The sequence below is a fragment of the Herbaspirillum rhizosphaerae genome, from assembly GCF_046025915.1.
Taxonomy (GTDB): domain Bacteria; phylum Pseudomonadota; class Gammaproteobacteria; order Burkholderiales; family Burkholderiaceae_D; genus Herbaspirillum; species Herbaspirillum rhizosphaerae_A.
In genome coordinates this window covers 250,672-263,110 of the sequence record NZ_JAQQFR010000001.1, presented here as the reverse complement: position 1 = coordinate 263,110, position 12,439 = coordinate 250,672, and the positions used below count along the sequence as shown (strand labels likewise).

The following is a 12,439-nucleotide window of genomic DNA, read 5'->3' as shown; positions in this document are numbered from 1 at the left end:
TCATGCGATGCTGATAATGCTATTATTCTGGCGTTTATTTGATAAAAAGTGTGAAATATTATCTCCTTTCCTGTGGCGAATGACGCGCTAGCGCGATGCTGTATTGGTCAAATTTCAATGAAAGTGATAATATTCTGGCTGTTCTTGATAAAAAAAGATGGAATATTATCGCCATGGCCAAGAAGACAGCTCCGCTCTTGCCGTCAACCAGCAAGCTGCTCATCGAATTAGGCGAGCGGCTCAAGCTTGCGCGTCTGCGTCGCAAGCTCACGGCCAAACAGGTTGCCGAGCGCGCCGGGATGTCTCCCATGACTCTGCGCTCGCTGGAAGCTGGCGGGGCAGGCGTCACGATAGGCGCTTATCTGTCCGTCATGCAGATCCTTGGGCTGGCCGGGGATCTCGCCAAACTCGCGGCTGCCGACGAGCTCGGCCGGAAACTCCAGGACGCGCGGTTGATGAAGAACGAAGTTGTACACAGTGGTCGTGTGTCATCCAGCAAAACGGTTAGCAAAACGGTTCGCAACGAGCCAGCGATAGACCATATTTCGCACGGCTCCATTTCAATCAAGACGAAACAGCCGGAGATGAAAGTCAACAAGCCGGCATCTGAGAGGGACGCCATCACTGGCGAGCTTATCTCCACCACGACCAGCACCGATTCTCTGGCGTCATTGCTGAAGAAGCCCAAACGCAAACGGCAGGTTGAGTCATGAGCATGATTGCGGTGTATGCAGATTGGGATGGGCTTGCCAGCCCTCGACGACTTGGCTTTCTGCACAGTCGCAGAACCCGGGCGACCGAGTTGTTCGAGTTCGAATACGATATCGACGCACTAGTCGATCCACAGTTTGCCGGGTTGCAGTTGGATCCGAGCATCCAGCTCTTCGGCGGACCACAGCATCCTGCAGCGCCCAGAGACAAGTTCGGCGTCTTCGATGACTCCTGTCCGGATCGGTGGGGGCGCTTGCTGATGGACCGCCGGTTCGAGCGCGACAAGCGGGCGGGCCTGGTGCCCGCGCAGGCACGTTTCTACGAATCGGACTACCTGCTTGGTGTGCACGACCTGTACCGCGTGGGTGCGCTGCGTTTCTGCCTGGAGGACGACGGCGATTTCCTTGACAACCGCATCCACGTCGCCGCTCCGCCTTTCGCTGAAATCCGTGCGTTGGAGCAGGCCAGCCGCGCGCTTGAGGAGGATCCGGATAACATCGCTGCCGAAGGCCAGGATTGGTTGCGCATGCTTATCGCCCCGGGCGGATCGCTGGGCGGCGCCAGACCCAAGGCGAGCGTCGCGGACGATGCAGGGCATTTGCACATCGCCAAGTTTCCCAGCACCCGGGATACTTACGATGTCGGCGGCTGGGAAATGGTGGTGAATGCCCTTGCCAGTGGCTGCGGCCTGAATGTCGCGTCGGCTCAGGCCCGCAAATTCGCCAGCGACTATCACTGCTTCATGGTGCGCCGTTTCGATCGCACCGACACAGGCCGCCGGCTGCATTTTGCTTCGGCAATGACCATGACCGGACACGGCGATGGCGACGATGCCTCGACCGGGGTGAGCTACCTGGAACTCGCAGAAGTGCTCATGCATCGGGGCGCGCAACCGAATCAAGATCTGCGCGAACTATGGTCGCGCATCGTCTTCAATATCCTCGTCTCCAACACGGACGACCACCTGCGCAACCACGGCTTCATCCTGGTGCCGGGAAATGGCTGGAAACTCTCCCAGGCCTACGACATGAATCCTGTTCCCCATGCCGATGGACTGAAGCTCAACATCACGGAGGTGGACAACGCCCTCGATCTTGAACTGGTCCGGGAAGTCGCAGGGTATTTCCGCGTGGAGCTGCGCGAGGCGGACGAAATCATCGAGGACTTTCGGCAGGTCGTCGCCCAGTGGCGAACCCTGGCCGGTAACCTGGGCCTGTCCGGGCGCGAGCAGGATCGCATGGCAGACGCCTTTCGGCTTGCCGAGTGAAAACCGCAGATGGCGCAGAGACTTTAGATAAGAAAAAGGCTCGCAACGTGCGAGCCTTTTTCTTGTATGTTTCTGCTACCCCTTGCTTAGCACCTCCTTGGCGACAACATGTTCCTGTTTACCCAACCTCGGAATATGCCCCCGCACCACCAGCAACGCTCCAAACACAAACACCATCGCCGTTCCCAGCATCACCAGATAACCGTTGGCTCCCGCGCCGGTGATCACTATCGCTCCCGCAAATGCACTGAGAATCGCACCGAGACGGCCGAAGGCCAGGGCTGAGGCTGTGCCGGTGGCGCGCACGCCGGTCGGGTAGATGTAGGCACACAGCGCGAACATGGTGGATTGCACGGCATTCACAAACAGGCCGTGCATGCCGAGGCCAAAGATGAAGACGCCGGTGGCGTGCGAAGCATCCACACCCAACAACAGCAAAGCGCTGGCGACGCCGCCGATGCTGCACAGGAGCAGCGGGCCGCGTGAGCCGTAGCGCGTGATCGCGACGGCGCAGACCAGTGCGCCGATGACGCCGCCTAAATTGTAGGCAGTCAGTCCGGCGCCAGCGATGGCGACGTTGAGGCCCTCTGCGGCGAGCATGGTGGGCAGCCAGCTGAAGGCGCTGTATACCGCCAGCAAACACATGAAGAAGGCGCACCAGATGGCGATGGTGTCGCGTGCGCGGCCGTCGCTGAAGAGGGCGCGGAAGCCGAGGCGTTGTTCTGCCTTTTGTTCGCCGGCATCCGTGAAGCCGGTGGCGGTGTTGACGTTGCGTGCCATGCGGGCGAGCAGCTTGCGCAGTTCTGGCCAGCGTTGCTTACGGCGGGCGAGGTAGCGTGGCGATTCAGGCAGGGCGAGGATGAGCAGTACGGCGAGCACCAGCGGCAATGCGCCGCCGATGAAGAACAAGCCGCGCCAGCCGTATAGCGGCATCACTGCGCCGGCAAACAAGCCTGCCAGCATGCCGCCCAGCGGCACGCAGACGATGGTGGCGGTGACGGCGACGGTGCGATGTTTGGAGGGCGTGAATTCTGCCGTCATGGTGGTGGAGCTGGGCAATGCGCCGCCGATGCCGAAGCCGGCGATCAGGCGCAGGATGGCGATGGTCAGCACGTCGGGTGCGAGGCCGATGGCGCAGGTGGCCACACCAAAGATCAATACGCTGCCGATGATGGCCCAACGGCGGCCGAAGCGGTCGGCAAACAAGCCGGCGCAGGCGCTGCCGATACCCATGCCGATCAATCCGGCGGCGACCGCCGGTGCAAAGGCGCTGCGGGTGATGCCCCATTCCTTGATCAGCACCGGAATCGCGAAGCCGATCAACTGGCCGTCAAAACCATCCATGACGATGGACAGCGCCGCCAGACAGACCACAAACTTTTGCATCGTGGTGAAGACGCCGTCGTCGAGAGTCCTGCCGATGTCGATGGAGGCGCTCATGCTGCTGCCTCTGCGCGGATTGTTTCCACTTCTATTGTGACGTGTACTTCCACTCTGTCTTGCAGCATGGCCTTGTCTCCTTGAATTTTTTGTCGCTATTTTTATAGGTGTCTGACAGTTCGCGCGCGGCTCGTGCCGACGCGATTTTTGTGCGGCCAAGTATGGAAGAGGGTTGCCTGATTTGGAATTACCTTTTGGGGCAAAAGGCATTACCGCGATGCATGACTTGCCAGCTTAGCCTTGGTATTGGTCTACGCGGGCATGCATTGTCACAGGTCATCAAAATCTGTGCGGACAACGCACAAGCCGATCAGCTTGCCGGAGAGGGATGGTCTCAGCCTGAGGTGGGTGGATCGTCGTCTATTGAAACCGTTGCCTGCTGCATGGGTGCGGCCGGAGGGACGGGCAGCGTTGTGGCGACGATGCCTTGATGCTGGGCAAGATTGTGCTGGTAGTAGGCGATGAATTCTGTCGCCGGCATGGCCTTGGCATAGAGCCAGCCTTGCACGAATTCGACCTCGTGCTTGCGCAGGTAGTCGGCCTGCTCCTGCGTTTCGACGCCTTCGGCGACGATTTTCAGCTTGAGCGTTTTGGCCATGCCGATGATGTGCGGCGTCACGCTGCTGGTGGCGGAATCGGTGCCGATGGTGTCGATGAAGGACTTGTCGATCTTGAGCGAATCCAGCGGCAGGCTCTGCAGATAAGACAGGCTGGAATAGCCGGTGCCGAAGTCGTCGATGGCGACCGCATGTCCTGCGGCGCGCGCGTTGGTCAGCGTGACGCGTGCGGAGTTGACGTCCATGAAGCCGCGCTCGGTGGCTTCCAGCCAGATTTGCTGCGCTTCGATGTCGGTGTTCTTGAGCGCGGCCTGCACCGAGGCCAGCGCGCGTCCGGTCTTGATGTCGTCGGCGCTGAGGTTGATGGCGATGTGCAGATGCCGCTCCGCTGCGAGCGTGGCGCGCAGGTCGGCGACCACGTGTGCGATGACCTGGTCGGTGATGGGCAGGATCAGTCCGCTCTCTTCGGCCAGCGGGATGAAGAGGTCGGGCCTGACCATGCTGCCGTCGGGACGTTGCCAGCGCACCAGCGCCTCGGCGCCGACGCACAGGCCGGTGCGCAGTTCGACAATGGGTTGGTAATGCACGATGAACTCACGCCGCTTGATGGCGACGTTGAGTTCGCCCAGCGACGACAGCCGTCGCCGCAAGCCCCACACCATGGCGGCGACGATGAGCGCGGCAATCGCTGCGCCGATCGGCAGCAGAATCAGTTGCTCCTGCCGCAGCCGCTTGAACAGGTAGCTGCGCGGTTCGATGGCGATGGCAATCAATCCCGACGCACGCACCGAGGCGATCAGGTAGTCGTCGTCGACCCTGTTGGCAGGTGCGGCGACGATGTCGCGCACCAGCATGGCGTCGGGCGAATTCTGTTCGCCCAGCACAAAGCCTTGCTCGGTTACCGTTGCCAGTTGCACGCCGGAATCGACGATGACGTCGACGAAACGCGACGGCACCGTCAGCACATTGTGCGAGCGGTACTGGATCGCCATCATCGGGTTGCCCTGGGTGACGACCGGCGAGACGCGCAGGGTGACTTCCAGGCCGTCGGCCGTGACAAAATCGGCCGGCGTCTGCTCGACATATTTATCGTTGCGGCCCCATGAGGTGCATTGCAGCTTGCCGTCGCGGAAGTAGCCGATTTCTTCGATCGACCGGGTGTTGACGGTGAGCTGGCGCATGCGCGCGATGTGGGTGTCGGAGCAGGGCTTGAGGTTGAGCGGCTCGATGGCGTGCAGCGCCGAGCGGATTTCATTGAAGGAGATGTTGGCGCGCAGGATGGCTTGCTGGGCGTAGAGGGTGAGGCGGCTCTGCTCATCGGTCACGGCCCGCGACCAGGAAAAATACAACATGATGACGAGCGGCAGCGCTGCGCCGACGAGGGCCAGCAAGATGGTGACAAAGATGAGGCGGGACCGGTTCAAGTTGCTTCTCCTTCTTCTTATGATCTGGAGAAAATGCAGCGGTAACAACAAGTGTAATGAGAAATCCCGCGCCCGGCCCGGTTTTTACATCTTGCGGCGACTTTTTGCCACAGTCTTTGCGGCGGGGTTGGCGGTGCTGACGGCCGCACTGATAGCCGGCGGCGGCGTTGCCATGCTGTCGGCCGCACCGATTTCCGTCAAGAACTCCAGAAAGGCACGCGTCTTGGCCGGCACATGATGGCGCGACGGATACAGCGCATACAGCGGATAGCGTTCATCCGGCCAGTCGGGAAAGAGGTCGACCATGCTGCCGTCGGCGAGGAAGCCTTCCGAACCGATGTCCATCATCTGCGCGATGCCGTAGCCGGCAAGACAGGTGCTCCACAGCGTGCCGGCATCGTTGAGGGTGAGCTGGCCGCTGAGATGCAGTTCCAGCTTTTTGCGGCCGCGGTGGAATTCCCATGAAAACGGCCGGCCGCTTTCCGGTTCGCGAAACAGGATGCAGACGTGGCCTTGCTCCAGATCCTGTGGTGTGGCGGGGCGGCCATGGCGCGCCAGATAGGATGGCGCCGCCACCGTGATGATGCGTGAATCGAACAGCTTGCGCGCCACCAGCGTCGACGGCTTGGGATGGCCGAAGCGCAGCGCCAGGTCGAAGCCGTCGCCGATCATGTCGCCGAGACGATCCCGCGTGACGAGGTCGAGTTCCAGCTGCGGATGGCGTTCAAGGAAGTTGCCCAGTTGCGGCCCCAGCAACAGCCGCGAAAAGAACGGATCGATGTTGATGCGCAAGCGCCCGCGCACGGTTTTGACGCCTTCGGAGGCGCTGGTGGCGGCGTCCTCCAGCCCGGCCAGCAAAGGTTGCACCTGCTCATAAAAGCGGCGGCCTTCGTCGGTCAGCATCACCGAGCGCGTGGTGCGATCAAACAGACGAATGCCGAGCCGCGTCTCCAGCCGGGCCACCGCGCGGCTCACGCCCGGCGGCGACATGTTGAGGACGTCGGCCGCCGCCGCAAAGCTGCCGCAATCGACGATGGCGACCAGCACGCTCATGCCGTTCAGGGTACGTTCGTCAAAGCTCATGCGGATCCTCCTCTTTATGTCCTGTTGATGTTCGATCGCTATTGTCAGCGATGTCTGCCGATACCATTGATGACATTTCAGCACTGATGAAATGCCATTCATGCTATCGCAAAATCTGTCGCTAACGCCGAGAATCCACTCCAACCGCACTTTGCTGCGTCGTTATTTCAACGTTGAAATCATCTGGAGAAAGCCATGTTTGCCATCACAGGAATTACCGGTCAGGTCGGCGGCGTTGTCGCCCGTCAATTACTGGGTCACAAAAAATCAGTGCGCGCCGTCATGCGCGACGCCGCCAAGGGGGCGCTGTGGGCCGCGCAGGGATGCGATCTGGCGCTCGCCACGGTAGAGGATAGCGCTTCACTGGAGCGCGCTTTCACCGGCATGGAAGGCGTGTTCATCCTGCTGCCCCCAACCTTTGACCCCAGCGCCGGTTATCCGGAAGCACGCGCCGCCATCGCCTCCATCAAGGCGGCTCTGCTCGCAGCCAGGCCGGGCAAAGTGGTCTGCCTGTCGACCATCGGCGCGCGCGCCACCCAAACCAATTTGCTGAATCAGCTCGGTTTGCTGGAAAAAGCGCTGAGCGATTTGCCGATGTCGGTGGCTTTCCTGCGCGCAGGCTGGTTCATGGAAAACGCTATCTGGGATGTGGCACCCGCGCGCGACGGCGTGATCCCCAGCTATCTGCAGCCGCTGGACAAGCCGGTGGCGATGGTCGCCACTGAGGATGTCGGCGGCGTCGCAGCGGAGCTGTTGCTGGAAGAATGGACGGGTGTGCGTGTAGTCGAGCTGGAAGGGCCGAAGCGTGTCACGCCGCTGGAGATCGCCGCCTGCTTCGGTAAGCTGCTCGGCCGTGATGTGAAGACGGAAGCCGTACCGCGCTTCACCTGGGATGACGTGTTTCGCTCGCAGGGCATGCGCAATCCTTTGCCGCGCATGCAGATGCTGGATGGTTTCAACGAAGGCTGGATTGACTTTGAGTCGGGCCGCGACGGCACGCGCAAGGGTGTGGTCGGATTGGAGGCGGTGCTGCAAGGGTTGATCAAGCGCGTTGCTTAGCGCTTGATTGAGCGCAGCCGATCAGGCGGGGGCTGATCGGCTGCGCGGCTTTATTTCATCTTCATTTTCCTTTTTCTTTTCCTCCACTGCGCTGGCCCCACGCCACGCCGATCAACACCAGCGCACCGGCCAGCGCATGATAGGCATGCAGCTGTTCACTCAGCAGCGCCCATGCGGCCAATGCCACCAGCAGCGGGATCAGATTGGCGAACAAGGCGCTGCGCGGCGCACCCAGATGCTTGATCGCATTCATCCACAGGAACGGCGCACCGATTGAGGCCAGCAGTCCGGCGTACATCACCAACGGCAGGTTTTGAACGGTCAGCGGCGAGGCCGGTGCCGCCAGCCAGAACGGCAACAGGATCAGGCTGCCGAACGCCGCCTGCACATATAGCTGCGTCCACGTCGACAGCGGCAGTGCCCAGCGTTTCAGCAGCACGCCGTAGAAGGCGTTGGATGTCACGGCAATCAACATGAGTGCATCGCCGGTATGGACGCCGCCGTTGAACAACCGTGACGGCTCGCCATGTGAACTCAGCACCACCAGCCCCAGCAGCGACAGCACGCCGCCGACAATGCGCGCAGTGGACAGGCGCTCGCCGGCGAACAGGCTGCTCAGGCAGGCTGAGACCAGCGGCATCAGCGCCACCGTCACGCCCATGTTGATCGCCGATGTGGTGCGCGCCGCCTCATACGCCAGACCCTGATACATCGCCATGCCCAGCGCGCCGAGCAACAGCAGGCGCGGCCAGTGGGCGGCGATCACTGCGCGCTGCCGCCATGCCTCGCGGCCGAGGAAAGGTGTCATCACCAGCACCGCCAGCATCCAGCGATAGAAAGCGATGGCCGCCGGTTCGATCGCTGTCGACGCCGCCTTGGTGATGATGGTGTTGCCGCTCCAGATGCAGACCGCCGCCAGCGGAAACAGATAAAAGCGGATGCCGCCTGCGCCGGCGGACGTGACGGACGCGGCAGGATTTGACGATGGTGCAAGCGAAGAAGTGTTGTTCGACATGATGACTCCTTGAGGTGTTGCACTATCCTGCGGCATTCCAATGCGTGCATAAAGTGATATTGTTGCAGTTCATCAGTGCAAACCATGCAGTATTCAGAGCGGTGTGCATGCTGCAACCATCCGCAACCGTCCGCAACAACCCGCAACAATCCTTTTACCAATACGGCAAACCATCACCCGCAGGAGTAACCGTCATGCGCGATCTCGACTTCAACATGGTGCTCGACCTCGAGGCATTGCTGCGCGAAGGCAGCGTCGTCGGCGCAGCCAAACGCCTGCATCTGAGCGCGCCGGCCATGAGCCGCCGCCTCGCCAATCTGCGCGAAGCGGTTGGCGATCCGCTGTTCGTTCCGGCAGGGCGCGGGCTGGTGCCGACCCAGCGTGCGCTGGAATTGCGAGAAAAGATCGATGCCCTGGCCGAGCAGATGCGTAAGGTCTTCATGACCGAGGAGGTTGATCTGTCGACGGTGGAACGCACGCTGGTATTGCGCACCAACGATGGCTTTGCCGGCGCCTGGGCCGCGCGACTGGCGCAACGCGTTGCACAGGAAGCACCGGGTATCTCGCTGCGGTTTTCGCCGCGTGCCGACAAACACGTCGGTGCCTTGCGAGATGGTTTGGTCGACCTGGAGATCGGGGCCTTGCACCCGGGAGATGATGACATGGCGGAAGAGCTGCATAACCAGGTGCTGTTCAAGACACCTTTCGTCGGCGTAGTGCGTGCAGGTCATCCGCTGGCAAGCAAGAAGGTCAGCCTCGCCGGCTTTATCGCTTGGCCGCATATCTCGGCGTCACGCACCGGCAGCGACAGCGGTCCGATTGACGACGCGCTGGCAGCGCGCGGCATGCAGCGAAAAGTCAGGTTGGTGGCACCAGGGTTTCAGTCGGCGGTAATGATGGCCGCGTCTTCAGACATGATCGCCGCCGCGCCTGCAAGGTTTGCGCGCTGGGCTACGGAGCATCTGGACTTGCATGTTTTTCCGTTGCCGCTGGCGACGCCGGAAGTAGAGGTCTCGCAAAGCTGGCACCCGCGCCGTCATGCCGACCCCGTACACAAATGGGTGCGCGGACTGGTGCGGGAGTTATGCAGCGAAGACGATTGAGGAAGGCTCAGGCCAGCGTGGTCGTGACTTCGGTCTTGACGCTGGTCATCAGTTTTTGCACCGGACATTTTTCGGCCACGGCGAGTAACTCCTGGCGTTGCGCATCGGTGAGATCGCCGCTCAGGCTGATCGATGCAGCGAGGCGATAAATGCCCTGGCGTTCTTCGCTGTTGTCGCGGGTGATGGCGACCTGGATGTCTTCCACCGGGATGTTCTTGCGCTTGGCGTACCACACCATCGTCAGCGCCTTGCACGCGCCGAGAGCGGCGTCGTACAAGTCATGCGGATTGGGGCCGGCGTCGTCGCCGCCTTCTTCCACTGCGCCGTCAACCGAGATGAGGTGATTGCGCACGTGCACGACGTGACGCATGGCGAGCGACTGGTCGCGTTTGACTTCGATGGCTGGACTGGACATGAGCGTTCCTTGCAGTGGGAAAAGAACGCTCACTGTAGCGCGTTTTTCTATATGCGTCCGCGGCTTAATGCGCGCGTAATTCCGACAGGAATTTTTGTGCGCGCATGCTTTGCGGACGCAAGAAAAAGTCATCCGGCGTGCCGGTTTCGACGATCCGTCCCTGATCCATGAACCACACGCGGTCGGCGACTTCGCGCGCGAAGCCCATTTCGTGCGTGACGCAGATCATGGTCATGCCGTCGCGGGCGAGCTGCTTCATCACCTGCAAGACCTCACCAACCATTTCCGGGTCGAGCGCGGATGTCGGCTCGTCGAACAGCATCGCCGGTGGATCCATGGCCAACGCGCGTGCGATCGCCACGCGTTGTTGTTGCCCGCCGGACAATTGGCCGGGGTAGGACTCGGACTTACTGGCCAGGCCCACGCGCTCCAGCAACTCCAGTGCGCGCACACGTGCTTCGCTGCGTTTGCTGCCGCGCACGTTGACCGGTGCCATGACGATGTTGTCCAGCACCGACAGATGCGGGAACAGGTTGAAGCTTTGGAACACAAAACCAACCCGGGCGCGGAAGCGATTCAGATCCAGCTTGGGGGCATGCACATCCTGACCGTCGAAGACGATCTTGCCCTTCTGGATTTCTTCGAGCCGGTTGACGGTGCGAATCAGCGTTGACTTGCCTGATCCGGAAGGGCCGCAAACCACGACGACCTCACCCTTGGTGACGCTGGCGCTGACGTCGGCCAGTGCGTGATACGAGCCGTACCATTTGTTGACCTGATCGAAGCTGATCATGCTGTTTGTATCGTTTGTAGCGCGAGTTGTAGTTGTGGCGATGCCGCCGGAAGATGTTTCCATGATGTCGATTCCGTTGAAATTGATCAGGCCGCCGTGGTCGCTGCGACCGTATTGCTGTTTGGGACTACCGTTGCAATCGTGCTGCGAGGACCGCCGCTACGGCGTCTGGCGATGCGGCGTTCCAGCCAGCGGGCAAATTGCGTGAGCAGCGAGCACAGTACGAAGTAAATTAACGCCAGCATCACAAACACCGGGAAGGGTTTGGTCAGCAAGGTACTGTTGATCTGATTGGCGGCAAAGGTCAGTTCGTTGACGCTGATGACATACCCCAGCGAGGTCTCCTTGATGGTCGAGACGAACTGGCTGATCATCGCCGGCAGCATGTTGTAGAGCGCCTGCGGCAGCACGATCTTGAACATGGTCTGCAGATAGCTCATGCCCAGCGCACGTGAAGCTTCGACCTGGCCTTTGGGCAAGCCTTCGATGCCGGCGCGGATGACTTCGGCCAGATACGCGGCTTCATAGATCACCACCGTCACCAGCATCGTGGTGAAGCCGGAGATGGTGGTGCCGATCAGCAGCGGTACAAAGAAATACACCCAGAAAATGAACATCACCAGTGGTACACCGCGCACGGTGTAGATGATGGCGATGGCGGGCGCACGCAGGATCGTCAGCGGACTGACGCGTCCCAGTGCCAGCAGCACGCTGACCGGGAACGCCAACGCCAGACCGGCGACGGACAGGATCAACGTGATCGCCAGGCCGCCCAATGGGCCGTTGGGATACTGGCCGATCAGCAGCAGCGTCCAGTTGTCGCGCAAGATGTGAAAGATGTCGGTAATCACGATATTCCTCAGCGCGTCTTGATGCGGTAACGGTTTTCCAGCATCGCGCCGCCTGCCATGATCAGCAGCGAAATGCCGAGATAGATCACGGTCGTCAGCAAGTAGGTTTCGATGGTGTGGAAGGACTGGCTTTCGATTTCACGCGTGGCGTAGGTCAGTTCGGCTACGCCGATAACCATCGCCAGGCTGGTGTTCTTGAACAGCAGTACAGTGTGGCTGACCAGCGTCGGTAGCGCGATGCGCAAGGCTTGCGGCAGAATCACCAGGCGCGAGGCACGCAGATAAGACAGGCCGAGTGCGCGCGCCGCTTCCATCTGTGAAGCGGGAATGGCGCGGATGCCGCTGCGCAGGCTCTCGGAAATGTAGGCTGACATGCACAGGCCAACTGCGATGATGGCAAACAGAAATTCACTGTGACGCTGGTTGAACCAGAGCTGGACGCTGTCCGGCAGCAAGGTCGGCACGCCGAAATACCAGAGAAAGATCTGCACCAGCATCGGCACGTTCTGGTGATACTCGACAAACAGTGCGACAGCGCGCTCGGCCCAGCGATTGCGCGTCATGCGCAACAGTGCCAGCAAGATGCCGACCGCCATCGCCAGTATCCAGGCATAGCCGGTCAGTTGCAGCATGGTGCTGATGCCTTCGATGATGAGGCGCGGATAGTCCTCGCGCAACAGCACTGAAAAATCCAGTTTGGTACTCATACAATTCCTTCCCC

At 60.8% G+C, this 12,439-nt stretch carries 12 protein-coding genes; 4 read left to right on the top strand and 8 right to left on the bottom strand.

What is annotated here, in order from left to right; translation table 11 throughout:
- Window positions 1-95: 95 nt before the first annotated feature.
- Window positions 96-713, top strand: a complete 618-nt coding sequence (locus tag PQR63_RS01225; protein WP_408164914.1) for a helix-turn-helix domain-containing protein — start codon at window positions 96-98, stop codon at window positions 711-713.
- Window positions 710-1,978 (top strand): type II toxin-antitoxin system HipA family toxin, encoded by a 1,269-nt coding sequence (locus PQR63_RS01220; protein WP_408164912.1) that lies wholly within the window; start codon window positions 710-712, stop codon window positions 1,976-1,978. The genes PQR63_RS01225 and PQR63_RS01220 overlap by 4 nt, the downstream gene beginning before the upstream one ends.
- Before the next feature lie 75 nt (window positions 1,979-2,053).
- On the opposite strand, the gene PQR63_RS01215 is transcribed toward PQR63_RS01220, so the two are convergent.
- The 3 genes from PQR63_RS01215 to PQR63_RS01205 form a co-directional block, all read right to left on the bottom strand.
- A complete protein-coding gene (locus PQR63_RS01215; RefSeq protein WP_408164910.1) occupies window positions 2,054-3,418 on the bottom strand; it encodes an MFS transporter in 1,365 nt (454 codons plus the stop codon).
- A gap of 334 nt (window positions 3,419-3,752) precedes the next feature.
- Window positions 3,753-5,399, bottom strand: coding sequence for an EAL domain-containing protein (locus tag PQR63_RS01210; protein ID WP_408164908.1), 1,647 nt, complete (start codon window positions 5,397-5,399; stop codon window positions 3,753-3,755).
- 84 nt (window positions 5,400-5,483) lie between these two features.
- Window positions 5,484-6,482 (bottom strand): LysR family transcriptional regulator, encoded by a 999-nt coding sequence (locus PQR63_RS01205; RefSeq protein ID WP_408164906.1) that lies wholly within the window; start codon window positions 6,480-6,482, stop codon window positions 5,484-5,486.
- A gap of 195 nt (window positions 6,483-6,677) precedes the next feature.
- Between PQR63_RS01205 and PQR63_RS01200 the strand changes: the two genes are divergently transcribed.
- On the top strand, window positions 6,678-7,541 hold the full coding sequence (locus PQR63_RS01200; protein WP_408164904.1) for an NmrA family NAD(P)-binding protein: 864 nt from the start codon (window positions 6,678-6,680) through the stop codon (window positions 7,539-7,541).
- A 61-nt stretch (window positions 7,542-7,602) separates the two neighbouring features.
- Here PQR63_RS01200 and PQR63_RS01195 read toward each other — a convergent pair whose 3' ends face one another.
- Window positions 7,603-8,556 carry a DMT family transporter gene (locus PQR63_RS01195; protein WP_408164902.1) on the bottom strand — a complete coding sequence of 318 codons (954 nt, stop codon included), beginning with the start codon at window positions 8,554-8,556 and terminating at the stop codon, window positions 7,603-7,605.
- 107 nt (window positions 8,557-8,663) lie between these two features.
- On the opposite strand from PQR63_RS01195, the gene PQR63_RS01190 reads away from it, so the two are divergent.
- Window positions 8,664-9,659 (top strand): LysR family transcriptional regulator, encoded by a 996-nt coding sequence (locus tag PQR63_RS01190; protein WP_408164901.1) that lies wholly within the window; start codon window positions 8,664-8,666, stop codon window positions 9,657-9,659.
- Window positions 9,660-9,666: 7 nt separating this feature from the next.
- On the opposite strand, the gene PQR63_RS01185 is transcribed toward PQR63_RS01190, so the two are convergent.
- The 4 genes from PQR63_RS01185 to PQR63_RS01170 all read right to left on the bottom strand — a co-directional run bounded on the left by PQR63_RS01185 (window position 9,667) and on the right by PQR63_RS01170 (window position 12,425).
- Window positions 9,667-10,074 (bottom strand): OsmC family protein, encoded by a 408-nt coding sequence (locus PQR63_RS01185; RefSeq protein ID WP_408164900.1) that lies wholly within the window; start codon window positions 10,072-10,074, stop codon window positions 9,667-9,669.
- Between the two features lie 64 nt (window positions 10,075-10,138).
- Window positions 10,139-10,867, bottom strand: a complete 729-nt coding sequence (locus PQR63_RS01180) for an amino acid ABC transporter ATP-binding protein (protein WP_408165356.1) — start codon at window positions 10,865-10,867, stop codon at window positions 10,139-10,141.
- Window positions 10,868-10,953: 86 nt separating this feature from the next.
- Entirely contained in the window at window positions 10,954-11,706 is a 753-nt protein-coding gene (locus PQR63_RS01175) for an amino acid ABC transporter permease (protein ID WP_408165354.1), read from the bottom strand.
- A 20-nt stretch (window positions 11,707-11,726) separates the two neighbouring features.
- On the bottom strand, window positions 11,727-12,425 hold the full coding sequence (locus PQR63_RS01170; RefSeq protein ID WP_408164898.1) for an amino acid ABC transporter permease: 699 nt from the start codon (window positions 12,423-12,425) through the stop codon (window positions 11,727-11,729).
- Window positions 12,426-12,439 lie beyond the last annotated feature (14 nt).